This is a genomic window from Rhizobium chutanense, from assembly GCF_002531935.1.
GTDB lineage: Bacteria > Pseudomonadota > Alphaproteobacteria > Rhizobiales > Rhizobiaceae > Rhizobium > Rhizobium chutanense.
Window position 1 is genome coordinate 19,064 of the sequence record NZ_NWSV01000014.1, and the last position, 17,255, is coordinate 36,318.

The 17,255-nt window shown below is 59.7% G+C and carries 12 protein-coding genes; 9 read left to right on the forward strand and 3 right to left on the reverse strand.

The window, feature by feature from the left end; genetic code table 11:
• The first annotated feature begins 6 nt into the window (after positions 1 to 6).
• The gene (locus tag CO666_RS20285; protein ID WP_179869734.1) at positions 7 to 1,008 is read left to right on the forward strand and encodes a L,D-transpeptidase family protein; all 1,002 of its coding nucleotides are present in this window, start codon (positions 7 to 9) and stop codon (positions 1,006 to 1,008) included.
• A 36-nt stretch (positions 1,009 to 1,044) separates the two neighbouring features.
• Here the strand turns inward: CO666_RS20285 and CO666_RS20290 are convergent, their stop codons facing one another.
• Entirely contained in the window at positions 1,045 to 1,836 is a 792-nt protein-coding gene (locus tag CO666_RS20290; RefSeq protein WP_097614001.1) for a phenylalanine 4-monooxygenase, read from the reverse strand.
• Positions 1,837 to 1,959: 123 nt separating this feature from the next.
• Here CO666_RS20290 and CO666_RS20295 point away from each other — a divergent pair, with 123 nt between their 5' ends.
• A complete protein-coding gene (locus CO666_RS20295; RefSeq protein WP_097614086.1) occupies positions 1,960 to 2,421 on the forward strand; it encodes an Lrp/AsnC family transcriptional regulator in 462 nt (153 codons plus the stop codon).
• Between the two features lie 27 nt (positions 2,422 to 2,448).
• Here CO666_RS20295 and CO666_RS20300 read toward each other — a convergent pair whose 3' ends face one another.
• Positions 2,449 to 2,946, reverse strand: a complete 498-nt coding sequence (locus tag CO666_RS20300) for an Lrp/AsnC family transcriptional regulator (RefSeq protein WP_097614002.1) — start codon at positions 2,944 to 2,946, stop codon at positions 2,449 to 2,451.
• A gap of 130 nt (positions 2,947 to 3,076) precedes the next feature.
• Between CO666_RS20300 and hppD the strand changes: the two genes are divergently transcribed.
• The 4 genes from hppD to maiA all read left to right on the forward strand — a co-directional run bounded on the left by hppD (position 3,077) and on the right by maiA (position 7,296).
• Entirely contained in the window at positions 3,077 to 4,186 is a 1,110-nt protein-coding gene (hppD, locus tag CO666_RS20305) for a 4-hydroxyphenylpyruvate dioxygenase (RefSeq protein ID WP_097614003.1), read from the forward strand.
• Positions 4,187 to 4,251: 65 nt separating this feature from the next.
• On the forward strand, positions 4,252 to 5,613 hold the full coding sequence (gene hmgA, locus CO666_RS20310) for a homogentisate 1,2-dioxygenase (protein ID WP_097614004.1): 1,362 nt from the start codon (positions 4,252 to 4,254) through the stop codon (positions 5,611 to 5,613).
• 28 nt (positions 5,614 to 5,641) lie between these two features.
• Positions 5,642 to 6,667 (forward strand): fumarylacetoacetate hydrolase family protein, encoded by a 1,026-nt coding sequence (locus tag CO666_RS20315; RefSeq protein WP_097614005.1) that lies wholly within the window; start codon positions 5,642 to 5,644, stop codon positions 6,665 to 6,667.
• Positions 6,664 to 7,296 (forward strand): maleylacetoacetate isomerase, encoded by a 633-nt coding sequence (maiA, locus tag CO666_RS20320; protein WP_097614006.1) that lies wholly within the window; start codon positions 6,664 to 6,666, stop codon positions 7,294 to 7,296. The genes CO666_RS20315 and maiA overlap by 4 nt, the downstream gene beginning before the upstream one ends.
• Positions 7,297 to 7,539: 243 nt before the next feature.
• Here the strand turns inward: maiA and CO666_RS20325 are convergent, their stop codons facing one another.
• Entirely contained in the window at positions 7,540 to 8,010 is a 471-nt protein-coding gene (locus tag CO666_RS20325; RefSeq protein ID WP_097614007.1) for an MEKHLA domain-containing protein, read from the reverse strand.
• A gap of 337 nt (positions 8,011 to 8,347) precedes the next feature.
• On the opposite strand from CO666_RS20325, the gene CO666_RS20330 reads away from it, so the two are divergent.
• From CO666_RS20330 to CO666_RS20340, 3 genes are all read left to right on the forward strand, one after another.
• Positions 8,348 to 9,676, forward strand: coding sequence for a COG3904 family protein (locus CO666_RS20330; RefSeq protein WP_097614008.1), 1,329 nt, complete (start codon positions 8,348 to 8,350; stop codon positions 9,674 to 9,676).
• A gap of 93 nt (positions 9,677 to 9,769) precedes the next feature.
• Positions 9,770 to 11,038 (forward strand): patatin-like phospholipase family protein, encoded by a 1,269-nt coding sequence (locus CO666_RS20335; RefSeq protein WP_097614009.1) that lies wholly within the window; start codon positions 9,770 to 9,772, stop codon positions 11,036 to 11,038.
• Between the two features lie 105 nt (positions 11,039 to 11,143).
• Entirely contained in the window at positions 11,144 to 17,044 is a 5,901-nt protein-coding gene (locus CO666_RS20340; protein WP_097614087.1) for a DUF3320 domain-containing protein, read from the forward strand.
• Positions 17,045 to 17,255: the final 211 nt, after the last annotated feature.

Sequence of the window (17,255 nt, forward strand, 5' to 3'; positions counted from 1 at the left end):
AGCCATTTGTCGTCCATGAAAAAAGCTCTGCCGATGTCGCTGCTCGCTTTCACGATTTCCGTTGGCGGTGCCGCCGCGCGTGAGCTCAAGCCTGATATCATCAACGCGGCTTCGATTACCTCCATCGGGATAGAAAAGTCTGCGCCCGCAGATCCGGACCCGGCGGTCGTCCGCCTTCAGGTCCTGCTCGACCGTGCCGGTGCATCTCCCGGCGTGATCGATGGCCTCTCCGGCGAGAACGTCAACAAGGCGGTGGCCGGTTTCGAGGCGATGAACAAGCTTCCCGTCGATGGCAGGGTGGATCCGGACGTTGCCTCCCGCCTGGAAGATAATGCCCCTGTTGTTGAGAGCTACGTCGTCTCGGCAGAGGACGCCAAGGGCCTCGTTGACAGGATCCCCGAAGATTACGGCGAGAAGGCGAAAATGCAGAGCCTGGGCTATACCAGCGTTGCGGAAAAACTGTCCGAGCGCTTCCACATGGGTATCGATCTCGTCAACGCGCTCAACCCGGCTTCGCAATTTGCGCCCGGCGATACGGTGTGGGTGGTGAACCCCGGTGTTGCGAGGCAAGGCAAGGTCAAGAGGATCGAGGCTGATCGGAAGGCGGGGCAGGTGCTGGCCTATGCCGAGGACGGAGCGCTTCTTGTCGTCTATCCCGCGACGATCGGAAGCCAGGACAATCCGGCGCCGTCGGGAAAGCACAAGGTCAAGGGCGTCGCGAAAATGCCGGTCTACCGATATGACCCGAAGCTGAATTTCAAGCAGGGAAACAACGATCGTGTCCTGACCATCCCGAAAGGGCCGAACGGCCCGGTCGGCACCGTCTGGATCGACCTGACCGAGCCGACCTACGGAATCCACGGGACACCCGAGCCGAAGCTTATCGACAAGGTCGGATCGCATGGTTGCGTGCGGCTGACCAACTGGGACGCCGAAGAGCTGGCCGAGATGGTCAAGCCGGGTGTGCTGGTGGACTTCGTCAATCGAAGTGCCGCCGCTGCGAAGTGAGCGTTGCGGCTGGCGTCGCCGCCTTTCGTCAGCGGATCATGACGCTTTGGCTTCGAAAGCAGGGGCGAAATCACCGAGAGATTTCGCCTTGAGGATCGCCCCCTCGATATCCTGCTCCACGATCGCCTCCAGATCGGCGAAGCTGTCGATGACATAGTAGATCGGCTGGAGGATATCGATGCGATAGGGGGTTCGCAGCACGCTCATCAGATCGAACGGGCGAAATTCGCAGGCCGTGCCCTCCATGGCCGCCTTGGCTTCGCTTGGCGAGGAGACGATGCCGGCGCCGAAGCAGCGGCGGCCCTCAGGCGTGTTGATCAGGCCGAATTCGACGGTGAACCAGAAGATCCGGAACAGGTGCCAGGAATAGCCTTTGCCGAGGCGAACGGCGGTTTCGCCGAAATGGCGGACGAAATTGGCATAGCTTTGGTTGGTCAAGAGCGGGCAGTGGCCGAAGACCTCGTGGAACAGATCCGGTTCCTCGATATAGTCGATATGCTCGCGGCGGCGCAGGAAGGTGGCGAGCGGGAATTTGCCTTGCGACAGAAGCTCATAAAAGCGGGAGGGCGGAATGAGCGCCGGCACGCCTTCGACGCCGAAGCCGGTGGTCTCGTTCAGGCGTCTGTTCACATCGAGAAGCTGAGGCACCTTGTCCGGCCGGAGGCCTAGCAGTTTGACCCCGTCGAGATATTCGCGGCAGGCCGTATCGGCCAGAATCTTCATTTGCCGCCGATAGAGTTCGCCCCAGATTGCATCTTCCTCCGGGGTATAATCATAGAGGCCGTCCGGGCCGGGCAGTTTGGCGGTGTAGCTGCTTTCCTTGACCATCTGCTGATCCTCCCAGTCATGGCTCTGTTTCTCCGATTATCCGCCATATCGAGAGGATTTTCTTTTCTTTCGTGCCGGCTATTGCCATAGTGATGGCAAATATTTCCGAATGTGATGCTGAAAATGAAAGAACCTGGGAATTTCCAGCGCACCCTTCTGAAGCTCGTCCAGGCCGATGGCAGCCTGTCGCTGGCGGAGCTGGCGGAAAAGGCCGGCATGTCGCAGAGTTCGGCCTGGCGGAAGATCCAGGAACTGGAAGCTGACGGCGTCATCCGCAAACGGGTGACGCTGCTCGATCCGGGAAAACTCGATCTCAAACTCTGCGTGATCGCCCATGTGACGCTCGAGGATCACCACGAGCAGGCGGTCGCCTCTTTCGCTTCCGTTGTGCTGGCCCAGCCGGAGATCATGGAGTGTTACGCCTTGTCAGGCGCCTTCGATTATATGCTGAAGATCCGGGCGAGGGACGTGGAAAGCTATGAAGCCTTCATGACCCGCTACCTCATGCGCAATCCGCATGTGCGCACTGTCGTCTCGAGCTTCGTGCTGCGCGAGCTGAAATTCTCGACCGAACTGCCGCTCTAACCGAGATGCCCGCCGATGCCGCCGGAATCATCGTGGGTCGCAATGCCCATGACCCGGCATGAGCACCGGAAAGCCTTCGAATGTCTTCAGCGTGTCGAGTACGATCGACGTTTTCACGTGCTGCACCGACTCGTGCGGCAGCAGCACGTCGCTGACGAACTTTGAAAGGTCGGCGAGGCCGCGCGTCGCGACCGTCAAGTGATAGTCCATTTCGCCGGTGAGAGCGTAAGCCTCCAGAACTTCGGGCAGCCCATTGATCAATTGCGAAAATCGGCGGGCATTGTCTCTGTTGTGGGTGGCAAGCGTCACGGAAATGACCACCAGCATATCAAGCCCGAGTTTTTCCCGATCGAGGTGAGCGCGGTAGCTGCGGATATAGCCCTCGGCTTCCAGCCTCGTCCGCCGGCGCGAGCATTGCGACGGCGAAAGCGCGATCCGCTCGCCCAATTCGTTGTTCGTCAGCCGGCCATCCCTTTGCAGTTCCTGCAGCAGGCGCAGATCCAATTTGTCAAGCGGTTCATCCATTGCGCAAAATCTCCAAAACACTCACGGACCGTGCGTAGTCTTTTCCTTGGACATGAAGAATGCAAGAACTTTGCATGCGTTTTGGGCCATAGTTTGCATAGAAAATGCAATCTCCTCTGGAGGAAGGAAAATGGGCCCGTTTCCGCATGATGCGCCGCCGTCGGAAATCACCGCCGACAATCCGGCTGGCACCGATGGGTTCGAATTCGTGGAATTCGCTCATCCCGAACCCGAGAAACTCGGTGAACTTTTCACACGCATGGGCTACGTGGCGGTCGCCAGGCACAAGACGAAGAACATCACCGTCTGGCGCCAGGGCGATATCAACTATGTCGTGAACGCCGAACCGGGCAGTCATGCCGCTCGCTTCGTCGAAAAGCACGGTCCCTGCGCCGCATCGATGGCCTGGCGCGTTGTCGATGCCAGATACGCTTTCGAGCACGCCGTGTCGAAAGGCGCTGTTCCCTATGAAGGCGACGACAAGGTGCTCGACGTACCGGCGATCGTCGGCATCGGCGGCTCGCTGCTTTATTTCGTCGAAACCTACGGGGCAAAGGGCTCGGCCTACGATGCCGAGTTCGATTGGCTCGGCGAGCGCAACCCGCGCCCAGAGGGGATCGGCTTCTATTATCTCGATCACCTCACGCATAACGTCTTCCGCGGCAATATGGACAAGTGGTGGGATTTTTACCGCAACCTGTTCAATTTCAAGCAGATCCACTTCTTTGATATTGATGGGCGCATCACCGGTCTGGTGAGCCGCGCCATCACCTCGCCCTGCGGCAAGATCCGCATTCCGCTGAATGAATCCAAGGACGACACGAGCCAGATCGAGGAATATCTGAAGAAATACAGGGGCGAGGGCATCCAGCATATCGCCGTCGGCACGGAGGATATCTACGACGCCACCGACCGGCTTGCCGATAACGGTCTGCGCTTCATGCCGGGTCCTCCGGAGACCTACTACGACATGTCCTATGAACGGGTGAACGGCCATAGCGAGCCCATCGAACGCATGAAGAAGCACGGCATCCTCATCGATGGCGAAGGCGTCGTGAATGGCGGCATGACGAAGATCCTGCTCCAGATCTTCTCGAAAACCGTGATCGGCCCGATCTTCTTCGAATTCATCCAGCGCAAGGGCGACGAGGGCTTCGGCGAAGGCAATTTCCGCGCGCTGTTCGAGTCGATCGAAGCCGATCAGATCAAGCGTGGTGTCATCGGTACTGCAGCGGAGTAAACTCCGGACGATCCCGCGCGCCCGGAAGTGCGCGCGGCGCGGGAGTTTCGGGGAGGAGTTGAGCAATGGACCAGACATCGATCCAGGCTTCAGAGGGTGAAGCCGCGATTGCAAACAAGCTGAAATACATGCCGGGCTTCGGCAACGACTTCGAAACGGAGTCGCTTCCGGGCGCCCTGCCGCAGGGCCAGAACAGCCCCCAGAAATGCAACTACGGCCTTTATGCCGAGCAGCTTTCCGGCTCGCCTTTCACCGCGCCGCGCGGGACGAACGAAAGATCCTGGCTGTATCGTATTCGCCCGAGTGTGCGTCATACACGCCGTTTTTCCAACGCATCCTATCCGCTCTGGAAGACGGCGCCCTGCCTCGACGAGCATTCGCTTCCCTTGGGTCAGCTTCGCTGGAATCCTGTCCCCGCGCCAACGGAGAAACTGACGTTTCTTCAGGGTGTGCGGACAATGACGACGGCAGGCGATGTCACGACCCAGGTCGGCATGTCGGCGCATGTTTACGTCTTCAACGAAGACATGGTCGACGACTACTTCTTCAACGCCGACGGCGAACTGCTGATCGTGCCGCAGCTCGGCGCCATCAGGGTGTTCACCGAAATGGGCATCATGGATGTCGAGCCCCTGGAAATATGCCTCATCCCGCGCGGCATGATGTTCAAGATCATGCGTAACGGTGAGCAGACGGTCTGGCGCGGCTATATATGCGAGAATTACGGCGCGAAATTCACACTGCCGGACCGCGGGCCGATCGGTGCGAACTGCCTGGCGAACCCGCGTGACTTCAAAACCCCCGTCGCCGCTTTCGAGGACAAGGAAACGCCCTGCCGCGTGCATGTGAAGTGGTGCGGAAAGTTCTACGTCACTGAGATCGGCCACTCGCCCCTCGATGTGGTGGCCTGGCACGGCAACTATGCGCCTTATAAATACGACCTCAGGACATTTTCCCCAGTCGGCGCGATCAGCTTCGACCATCCCGATCCGTCGATCTTTTCGGTGCTGACCGCCCCGACCGAAGATGCCGGCACGGCCAATGTCGATTTCGTCATCTTTCCGCCGCGCTGGCTGGTGGCCGAGCACACCTTCCGCCCGCCCTGGTATCACCGCAACATCATGAGCGAGTTCATGGGCCTGATCCACGGCCAGTACGACGCCAAGGAGGAGGGCTTCGTGCCTGGTGGCATGAGCCTGCACAACATGATGCTTGCGCACGGGCCGGATGCGATTGCCTTCGAAAAGGCATCCAATGCCGAGCTCAAGCCCGTGAAGCTCGATAACACCATGGCCTTCATGTTCGAGACCCGCTACCCGCAGCAACTGACGAAATATGCAGCCGAGCTCGAAACGCTGCAGGATGACTACCTCGAGTGCTGGGACGGCCTGGAACGCAAATTCGACGGCACCCCCGGCATCAAGTGATGGCATCCTCCGGCACTGGAATTCAGACATGAAGCTTGCGACATTCAAGGACTCCACCAGGGACGGCCGGCTCGTCGTCGTTTCCCGTGATCTCACCCGCTGCTCCGAGGTCGGCCACATCGCCCGCACCCTGCAGGCGGCGCTCGATGACTGGGAGCATGTGGCTCCGAGACTGGCGGCGGTGGCCGAAGGCATCGAGACCGGCGCCCAGCCGACGATCCGCTTTCACGAACATGACGCCGCATCGCCTTTGCCGCGCGCCTACCAATGGGCCGACGGCTCGGCCTACGTCAATCATGTCGAACTCGTGCGCAAGGCACGCGGCGCCGAGATGCCGACGAGCTTCTGGACCGATCCGCTGATGTATCAAGGCGGTTCGGACGGTTTCCTCGCGCCGCGCGATCCGATCCTGGCGGCCGATGAGACCTACGGGATCGACATGGAGGGCGAGGTTGCCGTCGTCACCGGCGACGTGGCGATGGGTTCCGGTCCTGAGGCCGCGCGCAGCGCCATCCGCCTGGTGATGCTCGTCAACGACGTGTCGCTGCGCGGTCTGATCCCGGATGAACTCGCCAAGGGATTTGGTTTCTTCCAGTCGAAACCAGCATCGGCATTTTCTCCCGTCGCGGTGACGCCGGATGAGTTAGGGGCCGCCTGGGACGGCGGCAAGCTGCATCTGCCGCTGCTGGTGAGCTTGAACGGCACGGCATTCGGCAAGGCGAATGCCGGCATCGACATGACCTTCGATTTCGGCCAGCTGATCGCCCATGCCGCCAAAACCCGCAATCTCGTGGCCGGAACGATCATCGGCTCGGGAACGGTTTCCAACAAGCTGGACGGCGGCCCGGGTAAGCCGGTGGAGGAGGGCGGAGACGGCTATTCCTGCATTGCCGAACTCCGAATGATCGAGGCCATCGGGACCGGATCGGCGAAAACGCCCTTCATGCGGTTCGGGGATCGAGTTCGCATCGAGATGAAGGATCAGGCCGGCCATTCGATCTTCGGGGCGATCGAGCAGACGGTTGGAAAATACCAGGGAGCCGCGCCGCGATGAAGGAGGTCGTTCTCTACGACTACTGGAGATCATCGGCGAGCTACCGCGTCCGCATTGCGCTCAATCTCCTGGGTGTCGACTATAAGGCGGTGCCGATCAACCTGCTGGAGGGCGGGCACAGGACGCCGGATTATCTCGCGCTCAACCCGCAGGGGCTCGTGCCGACGCTGGTCATCGATGGGAAAACACTGACGCAGTCGCTGGCCATTATCGAATATCTCGCCGAGACCAGGCCGGAATGCGGATTGCTGCCATCCGATAGTGCCGATCGCCAAAAAGTGCGCGCCCTTGCATATGCGGTCGCCATGGACATCCATCCGATCTGCAACCTGCATGTCGTCTCGCATCTCATGACGCTGACGGAAAGGGCCGATGCCCGCGAGCAATGGATGAAGCATTTCATCGCCGACGGACTGCGCAAACTGGAAGCGATGATCGGTGAGTTTGATGGAGCATTCAGCTTTGGCGATCGGCCGACGATGGCCGACCTATGTCTGGTTCCACAGGTCTACAACGCCCGCCGTTGGGGAGTAGATATCACAGCTCTCGGGCGCATCGCCGATATCGACGCCAAATGCGCCGAACTGCCGGCGTTTCAGGCGGCGCATCCGGACCGGGTGAAGCCGTAACGTCATTGCGATAGAAACGCTCAGGCAGAGTCGGCCTCTCCGATCTCCCTCATTCCTGTGCTCGTCACAGGAATCCAGCCACGGCGCGTCGGCGCCGTGAATGACTCTCAGTGACAAAGCGGTCTCCCGCGCTCAAGGACTTGAGCGCACTGGATTCCTGTGGCATCCCTCGGATCAAGTCCGAGGACAGGAATGAGGGAGCACCAAGCTACGTTTGCCGCTCCCTCGCCCTGGACGGCGAAACTACGCGTCCCGCCATGAAGCGAATATCGCCGCCTGGCCCCACCGCTTGCCCGCTTCATCGATGAGCTGCCAGACGGTCACATCCTCGATCCAGAAACGGCGCCCCGATTTCGCGATCCTGACACCGCGCGCATTGTCGACAAAACCATCGCGCGCAACGGCGTCGAGCAGCCGCTGGCGCTCGGCGCGATCGGGCTGCTCGGCCGAAAGCCGCGACGGCAACGCAGTAAATTCCTCCCAGCTATATTCGAAGCAATTCTGCGCGGTGCGGTTGGCGTAGATGAAGCACGGATCGGGCGCGGTGTTGTGAGCGAGGACCACGAAAGGCGCATGGTTGTAGAGCCAGTCCGGCCCTCGACCCTCCTCGACAAGACGGCGGCCGACGATGCGCTGGTAGCTGCCGGTAAGAAGGGCGAAAAAATCGGCATCACTCCTCAGATCGAGGGCGTGATTGTCATAGGTCGAAGTCACGAACTGCCTCGCTGGTCAAATGCGTCGATGCAGGTGACATAGCCGATATTCATTGCAGGGGTCTATGATGCCTTGTGAACCGGAAGCCTTTTCGTCGAGGAACCGGCGTTTACCGTGTTCATCACTTCTGATTGTGCCGCTTGCCAGAAGATCGCCCCTTGTGCATTGATCGGATACTGCTGGGGGAGGTATCAACATTCTCTGCGAAGCTATTGTTCTTCGGACTGTAATCGGCGTCGGCGGTCGCCGATGAGGTCGGGCTTCACGGGCAGGTGATTTCATCATCCGGCTATACAGAGCTGCCAAGCCATGCTGCGAATGACGACAGGAGAAATACGTGCTCGAAGGCTGGGTAAGAATGCGCAAATCCGTCTCGTTGATATCGCTGCTGCTGGCGTTCGTCGCCATGGCCGGAGAGGGGCATGCAGCGATTTCCTATCAACGTGTGGACGGCGGCGCGGCAGGCCGTGGTCTGGTGATAACGGGCGTGTTTGAATCCGACGATCCGACGGAGCTTGTCGAAGAATACAGGCAGTACCAAGCGGACTACATCAGCTTTGACTCGCCCGGCGGAAACGTGGCCACCGCGATCAAGTTCGGCCGCGCCATCCGCGCACTGAATGCAAGAACGCTCCAGATCAGAGCCATGGAATGTGCATCGGCTTGCGCCTTCGCCTTCGTCGGTGGCGTCGAAAGGTTCGCCGAGCCGGGCTCGATCGGCGTGCATCGGGCTTCCCTGTCCGACGACGCCACGGTGGACAACAAGTTAGCGGTCTCGACGATACAAGCAATGACCAGCGAGATCATCGGCTACCTCACCGACATGGGGGTAAGCCCCAATCTGCTGCAGCTCAGCCTGTCGATCGACAGCACCGATATACGGTATCTCACCGCTGCGGAAATGCGAGACTGGAACATCAATACGCCCGAGGATATGTCCTTGGTGCAGGAAAGCGCGCCGCCCCCGCCAGGCGCCGCACCGCAGGAGAGCGCAACACCCGCCGACATGCCGTCGGACCCCAGCGCTTCCGAGGAGGCGGCGGCCTCCGAACCCGGCGACTTGACCACGGAGGCGGTTGATTTCGTCAACCGATACAATGACGAGTGGTCGAAAGACAGTGCCTCGGCGCTGGCCTTTATGAAGGGCGTCTATGCCGACGAGGTCTCCTTCTTCGGAAACTCGGTCGACAAAGACGCCGTCCTGAAAGAAAAGGCAGCCTTCGCCCAACGCTGGCCGGAGCGCATCTACAGCGTCAAACCCGGCTCCGTGACGGCGAGCTGTGCCGGAAAATGCGAAATGTCGGGAATTGTCGAGTGGTTTGCCCGAAACAAGGACACGGGTAAGACGTCTGCCGGGATGGCCGAATTCTCTTACGTGTGGAACACCGCCTCCCTGCAGATCGAGTCCGAGACAGGAAAGGTGCTCGCCACGGATAAGGGAGCCAAGGCGCCGGATCGGTTGATTGACCAGTGGATAGGGCTGGACGACATCTGCCGCGGCAGCACAGATCGGTACGGCATCGAGACACAGCGGGCGTGCAAAAGGCGCGACGAACTCGGTCCGCTGCTCAATCACCTCGACTGGTGCTATGGCCATGAGGGCGAAGCCGGAATGGACTGGAAATGGCATAAATGCGATGCCAACTCCCGGAGGTATGACGAGTAAGCGGTGCCGGTCTGCAGGCAGCGACCGCAAAGTTCGGCAGCTTGCCTGAAGGAAGAGATCGGTGAAAACTCATATTGCTGAGTGAGGCCGAGCATGTCGGAAGACGAGCATGCCCCATCGAATGCCGTCTTTTCCGGATCCGACGAACCCGAGAAGGCGGCGGAGCGTTATAAACTCGGCCTCTGCCTTTCGGGCGGTGGCTATCGGGCCATGCTTTTCCATGCGGGATCTCTTTTCAGGCTCAACGAGGCCGGCCTTCTGGCGAAACTCGATATGATCTCGTCGGTGTCGGGGGGATCGATTGCCTCCGGCCTTTTGGTTTATGCGTGGCCGCGGCTTGTCTTTCAGAACGGGATCGCCGTCAATTTCAAAGCCGAGTATTTGGATCGCATCCTCGCCTTCAGCCAGGTCTTTGCGGATGGGCCGAGCTTCCTGAAGGGCGTGTTCAATCCCTTCTCCAGCGCGGCGGAGGAAGCCGCGAAACTCTATGAGCGGCATCTTTTCGATGGAAAATCGCCAAGCCTGAAAGATCTTCCAAGCTCGCCCTGGTTCGTATTTTGCGCCAGCAATCTCAGCACCGGTTCGCTTTTCCGGATGTCGAACCGCTATCTCGCGGATTACAGGATCGGGTTGTCGTTTCATCCGACACTTTCGCTCGCGACCGCGGTTGCCGCTTCGGCGGCATTCCCGCCGGTGCTGTCGCCGCTGCGATTGGACCTGTCGCAGTTTTCCTGGAAGAGGGAAAAGCTCGACGACAGTGTTGGCGACCCGGTTGCTCCGGGCAGGGCAATATTGAGCGATGGTGGCGTCTATGACAATCACGGCATCGAGCCGGCGCTGAAACGCTGCGATTGCCTGCTTGTCAGCGATGCCGGCGCGCCCTGGCGATCCTCGACCCGCGGCTACTGGAACTATCTCTCCCAGCTCAAGCGCGTTCTCGATACGACCGACAACCAGGTGCGGTCGTTGCGGCGGCGAGACCTGATCGGTGGCTTCAAGGCTGCAAAACAGGCCGATCAGCTTGGCCTCGACGATCTCGCGAAATCGGCTCTGCGCGCCAGAACCCGCGGCGTCTATTGGTCGATCGACAGCAAGGACGCCGAGCTTAAGCCCTACGTGTCCTACATGCTGCCGCCGTCCTCGGTCGTTCCCTCGGAGGTCGGCACCTATCTCCATTTCCTCGGCGCGAAAGAGACGGAGCATCTGACGAACTGGGGGCATTACGTCTGTGACGCGATGCTCAACCGGTTCTATCAATCGCCATTGGCGCCATCGTTCGGCCCGCCATTGGCGGCCGGCACCGTGAAGCCGTCTTGGGCGGCGAGGTTGAGCAAGCGCCTGTTCGACTTCCTGCCCTTCTAGACGCAATGTGGGCTTCAGGGTGATTTTTGTGCGTTTCCATTAGAATGTACTTGAAACACTCTCGAAAGTAGTAGTTCTCTGGCCGTGAAGGGTGGGGATTACATCATGCTGAATATTGTTCATGCCAATGTGGCGATTGTCTCTGATATTGCGCCAAGTTTTACATACGCATCATTTCAGAATGCCATTCCCGTCCTAAGGTCAGTCAAAGTCGCGAACGCGACAAACGACAACCTTGAGGAATGCCAACTTCGTCTCGTAGCCAATCCCCCATTCGTGCGCGCCAAGACGTGGATGATCGATCGGATCCTTGCAGGAGACGAAATCTCTCTGACCGACCGAAAGGTAGATCTCGATTCGTCGTACCTCGCCGGATTGAATGAGGCCGAGCGCGGCGAGATCACCCTCACGCTGACATCGCGCGGATCCCTGCTTTCCGAGATCCACGTTCCGGTGCGCCTCCTTGCGCGTGACGAGTGGGGCGGTGTCAATGATATGGCTCAACTCCTCCCAGCCTTCGTCATGCCGAACGATCCTGCCGTGGCCAGAATTCTGAGGTCTGCCGCAGACCAGCTCGCAGCACATGGACATCCTTCAGGCTTGGACGGTTACCAGAGCGGCGACCCGAAAAGAACATTCATGCTCGCTGCCTCTGTGTACTCTGCAATTTCCGCACTCGGGCTGCACTATGCCGAAGCTCCGGCCAGCTTTGAGCAGAGGGGGCAGAAGATTCGACGGCCGACAGACATTCTCGAACAGCGGCTCGCGAACTGCTTGGATCTCACGCTCCTGCTCGCATCGGCACTGGAGGCATCGGGTCTGCACGCCATCATCCTCACGTTCAACGGCCACGCGGCTGTCGGCGTGTGGTTGACCCAGAGGACGCTGGCGAATGCAATCGAGACGGATCTCATGGAGATTCGCAAGGCGCTCGGGGTGCGCGAGCTGGTAGTGTTCGAAACCACGGGGCTCACCCATCGCCCCGCCATGATTCTAGACCATGCCCGACAAATGGTCGAGGCTCGTCTCGACGAGAGCCAGCGCCATTCTTTCGTGGCGGCGATCGATGTTCGACGCGCCCGGAGCGGCGGTGTAACGCCTCTTGCGTCGCATCAACCCCTTCAGCGTTCTGCGGACGTGCCAGACGATGATCATCCGAGCGCGTTGCCGCTCCCTGCAATGCCGGCATTCGACGCCCTCCCAGCGGACGTGGCCGAAGAGAAGCCCACGACTGCGGCAGGCCGCATAGATCGCTGGCAGAAAAAGCTGCTCGACCTGACTTTGCGCAATCGCCTCCTGAACTTCCCGGACAGTCAGAAGACAATCCCATTTTTATGCAGCGATGTCTCCTTTCTGGAGGATCGCCTAGCCTCTGGATCTTTGATCCGGCTCATTTCTCTACCGGATCAGAATCCTGTCGGTGAACGTGATGAAGCGCTCTTCCGAGAGACCCGCGGTGAAGATCTGCAGCGCCAATTCGCGACCGAGGCCCTTCTGCGCGACGAACTGCCATCGAAGCTCCATGTAAAGGAGCTGGAAAAGCGGCTGATCGAGCTCCATCGTCAGGTCAAGAACGACTTCGCCGAGGGTGGAGCAAATACTCTCTTCCTCGCGGTGGGCTTCCTGCGTTGGAAGAAGAAACCGGAGGACGAACGGAGCTACCGCGCTCCTTTGCTTCTGGTTCCCGTCAAACTGGAGAGGAAGAGCGCCTCCTCCCGATTTGGCCTACGCTTCCACGAGGACGAGCCCCGGTTCAATGCCACCCTTCTGCAGTTCCTTGAACGGGACTTCGACTTGCGCCTGCCGCAGTTCGCTGGAGCTTTGCCGCTGGATGAGAACGGCGTTGATGTTCCACGACTCCTGGCGAGCATGCGGCAAGCCGTCAGAGATGTGCCGGGAATGGAGGTGGTGGACGAAGTTGCTCTGTCGACGTTCTCGTTTGCAAAGTTCCTGATGTGGAAGGATCTTGTCGAGCGTACGGACGCCCTTCGCCACAACAGGGTCGTAAAGCACCTTATCGACACGCCCGACCAGGTGTTCACATCGGACGACCCTTTCGCCGCCGAGCGCGAGATCGACCGCCGCTTCCAGCCCAAGGACATCATATGCCTCCTTCCAGCCGATTCCTCACAGATCGCCGCTAGCATCGCCGCTGCCGAGGGGAGGGATTTCGTGGTGGTCGGCCCTCCCGGAACAGGGAAGAGCCAAACGATCGCAAACATGATCGCGAACTGCCTCGCGGTCGGCAAGACCGTGCTTTTCGTCGCAGAAAAAACCGCGGCGCTCGATGTCGTGTATCGTCGTCTCCGCGAACACGGGCTCGGCGACCACTGCCTTGAACTACATTCGAACAAGTCGGACAGGAGGAGTTTTGTTTCGCAGTTGAAACGGTCCTGGGAGGCGTCCATCCGTTCCGATGGACAGGAATGGATCAACGTGAACGAAAAGCTTCGGTTCCGCCGCGACCAACTCAACGCCTACGTGGAAGGCCTCCATCATCTCCACAACAACGGGCTGAGTGTCTACAAGGCAATCGGAGTGGCATCCAAAGGGGCAGATGCCCACGCGCCGACTCTCTCTTTCGACGCCCTCGATGCCCACGACGAAGCCGCTTACCGGAACCTGAGTGCTCTCGCCGCCGATCTGGGTCGTGTGTTTGGTGCCGTTGACCGGCAGCCGTCCCTGGAACTCGTTGACAGGCCGGAATGGTCATCAAGCTGGCAGGAGCAGTTGTTGTCCTCCGCATCTGCCCTGAAAGAGAAGATCATCCGATTGCAAAGTGCCCACCAGGCCTTCGTGCGTGAGCTCGGTTTATCTGCAGAGACCGACGCTCCGATCGACGGTCTGCAAAGGCTCGCGCACTTGGCGGATACATTGTGCTCGACGGCAGGGACGGATGTCAGCATCGCGTTCGACCGAGAGTTCGCCCAGTTTCAGGGTGCTCTTGCAGAGCTCAGCGGAGCGATCCAGGCGTACCGCGCCGCGGAACGGAACTTAGCGGCACCCTTCGCACACGACACGCTCGCCTCTATCCCGCTCGAACAGTTGGAGAACGAGTGGCGCGAAGCATCCGCATCCATATGGCCAAAAAGCTGGCTTGGAAAGCGGCGCGTGAGGAAGCTGCTGAAGTCCTATTCGAACGGCGGCACACCCGACCCGGAGAAAGACTTCACGCACCTTAAGCAAATGAAGCAACAATCCGCCGCGATTCAGGCAAACGTCCTTTCCGGTAAGCGATCGGGTTTCGCAGGGCTGCAAACGGACGTCGAGCAAGTTGAGCGTAGGCTGTCCGGAGCGCAGCGCGTGCGTGATAGTCTTATACGGCTCGGCAGGGCCGCCGAAGAGGTGAGGGGGATTGCCCAGGCAATCGCGCCCGTCCTGGCGTCGGCATCCCCTGATGCATCGGTTCGCCTGACTGCCAGAGACTTCCTGGCGGCTTTTTCCAACTTCCTTGAGGCAGAGAAGGAGTTCGCTTCGGTGTCGGGCAAGGATATCACGTCGTTGTATCCCGACGAGATATTCACGTCGTTGCCGCGCCGGCTGAACGATCTTGCCGCTGCCCGTCAGGTGCTTCGCGACTGGGTAGCTTGGTGCCGTGTTCGCCAGGAGGCGGAAGCGAAGGGGCTCTTCGGGCTGATCAAGGGCATTGAAGATGGCGCAGTCTCTTCTTCGGAAACAGAGGCCGCGTTTCATCTCGGGTACGCCCGGTGGTGGCTCCCTTTCGCGATCGATGCCAATCCAGTTCTTCGGGAGTTCCGCCGCTTCGAGCACGAGCATGCCGTGGCCGACTTCCGGGATATCGACGACATGGTAAGGAAGGCTGCTGCAGGGCGCGTCGCTTCTTCTCTGGCGCATGGGCTTCCTCTGGTGCAGGGCGTTCCCAGACAGTCTGAACTCGGTCTGCTCCGGCATCAGATGGAGCTTCAACGTCCGAGCCGTTCTATCCGGGAAATCATCGGCGGGATGCCCAACAGCTTCTCAAAGCTCGCGCCATGCATGTTGATGTCGCCGCTGTCGATCGCGCAGTATCTCCCTCCAGACCAAGCACTGTTCGATGTCGTGATCTTCGACGAGGCATCGCAGATCACCACCTGGGATGCGGTAGGCGCGATCGCCCGCGGTCGCCAGACGATCATCGTAGGCGATCCCAAACAACTGCCGCCCACCAACTTCTTTGGACGCAACGAAGAGGAGGAAGATGTCAGCGAACACGAACGGGATCTCGAGAGCATCCTCGACGAGGCTAAGACAGCGGGGATCCCTGTTCGCGACCTGAGATGGCACTATCGCAGCCGCAATGAGTCGCTCATCGCCTTCTCGAACCATCACTACTACCAGAACCGCCTCATCACATTCCCTTCGCCGACGGTGGAGGACAGGGCGGTTAGCCTGAGGCCTGTACCGAACGGCATCTACGATCGCGGCAAGACCCGCACCAACAAGGTCGAAGCACGCGCCGTTGCAGACGAGGCGGTGCTGCGGATGCGTTCGTGGCTGAAGCTCTCAGAGGGCGAGCGGCCGACACTCGGGATAATTACATTCAACGCGCAGCAGCAGTCCCTGATTCAGGATTTCCTCGACGAGGCCCGCCGTGCAAGCCCGGAGTTGGAGTGGTTCTTCTCCGAAGACAGGATTGAACCGACCATCGTGAAGAACCTTGAGAACGTGCAGGGGGACGAGCGTGATACGATCCTCTTCTCAATCACCTTCACTGAGGACGCGGCCGGGAAAAGGAGCATGGATTTCGGCGCCCTGAACCGAGACGGCGGCGAGCGACGACTGAACGTCGCGGTGACCCGTGCGCGGCAGGAACTGTTAGTCTTTTCGGGCTTTCGGGCAGATCAGATCGACACTGCACGGACCAAGGCCGTAGGTGTCCATCATCTGAAGACGTTCCTGGATTTTGCGGACCGTGGTGCTATCGCTCTGCCCGCACAAGATCACGGATCCGTCGGCGGCTTGGAGTCGCCGTTCGAGGAGGCTGTCGCCGAAGAGCTTTCCAAGCGTGGTTGGCATTTCGTGCCGCAGGTCGGCCTATCCGGCTTCCGCATTGATATAGGCGTGAAGCACCCCGACAAGGCGGGAGCCTACCTTGCCGGAGTAGAGTGCGATGGCGCAACTTATCACAGCTCGGCGACGGCTCGGGATCGCGACAAGGTCCGCGAGCAAGTATTGCGGGGCCTCGGGTGGAATATCGTCCGGGTCTGGTCGACTGATTGGTGGTTCGACCGACTGGGCGCTGCCGATCGTCTGCATCACGCACTTAACGAGTTGCTGGATCAAAGCAGGCAGGCGGTCGAGCCGATTGAAACGGGGTCGACCGAGCTACTCGATAAGGTTTCGGGTGGCGATTCCATTGCGCTCTATGGTGCCGGTTCGGCTGCTATCGAATCTCCGGCCGACCCTGATTATGACATCATGGTTCAAGATCTGTTCGCTGCCGCGCCAGAGGAGGTTGGCGCTAGCGGGCATTTGGAAGTTCCCATAGCCACGCACTCAAATGACTCAACGTATCGCATCGCAGACCTGACGGCGTTTAAGTCGCGTCCGAACGACTTCTTCGAGTTTTCCTACCGCGCCACACTTCAAGCCATGGTCGACGCTGTCATCGAAGCCGAAGCGCCGATGAGGGAAGATGTTCTGGCTCAGAGGATTGCGCGTGCACACGGTTGGCTCCGGACTGGAGCACGGATCCGCGAGCGGATCGCCCTTCATCTGAAGCACCTCGACAGAACCTCTGAGTCCAGCGGGGACTTCGTTTGGAAGAGGGGTACAGTCACAGAAATGTTGCCGTACCGTATAGGTACCGGTGAGGGCCGGCGGTCGGTGGCGGACATACCGTTGGCAGAGCTTGCAGCGCTGGTCACGTCTAATCCTGGACTATTCGATGAAGCCGACCCCGCTCTCTCGCTTGCGAGATTGATGGGAGTCGAGCGCCTTGCAGGCACGTCTCGTGGGCGGCTGGAGGAGGCCATCGCCAAGGGGCGCGCGCTCCATTTCAGTTGACGTGCCGAGCCCAGAAGTTGCAGGTGATCGCCGGGCGCAGCATCGAATTCAAGCCCGGATCCGCGATGGTGCCCGATCCTGATTGTCGGGTTTTGAGCATTGGCATCGACTAGTGACGCTCCCGTCAAAGTTCGCCGGATCCGAAGCAAGTCCAGGGTATTTTAGATGATCTCAGAAGATGCCTACTTCGAAATGATTGTCGCCGCCTGAA

Excerpts from the sequence above, each read along its gene's own strand:
- CO666_RS20340 (WP_097614087.1), top strand. The coding sequence starts at position 11,144 with ATGCTGAATATTGTTCATGCCAATGTGGCGATTGTCTCTGATATTGCG.
- hppD (WP_097614003.1), top strand. The coding sequence starts at position 3,077 with ATGGGCCCGTTTCCGCATGATGCGCCGCCGTCGGAAATCACCGCCGAC.
- hmgA (WP_097614004.1), top strand. The coding sequence starts at position 4,252 with ATGGACCAGACATCGATCCAGGCTTCAGAGGGTGAAGCCGCGATTGCA.
- CO666_RS20290 (WP_097614001.1), bottom strand. The coding sequence starts at position 1,836 with ATGGTCAAGGAAAGCAGCTACACCGCCAAACTGCCCGGCCCGGACGGC.
- CO666_RS20315 (WP_097614005.1), top strand. The coding sequence starts at position 5,642 with ATGAAGCTTGCGACATTCAAGGACTCCACCAGGGACGGCCGGCTCGTC.
- CO666_RS20300 (WP_097614002.1), bottom strand. The coding sequence starts at position 2,946 with ATGGATGAACCGCTTGACAAATTGGATCTGCGCCTGCTGCAGGAACTG.
- maiA (WP_097614006.1), top strand. The coding sequence starts at position 6,664 with ATGAAGGAGGTCGTTCTCTACGACTACTGGAGATCATCGGCGAGCTAC.
- CO666_RS20335 (WP_097614009.1), top strand. The coding sequence starts at position 9,770 with ATGTCGGAAGACGAGCATGCCCCATCGAATGCCGTCTTTTCCGGATCC.
- CO666_RS20295 (WP_097614086.1), top strand. The coding sequence starts at position 1,960 with ATGAAAGAACCTGGGAATTTCCAGCGCACCCTTCTGAAGCTCGTCCAG.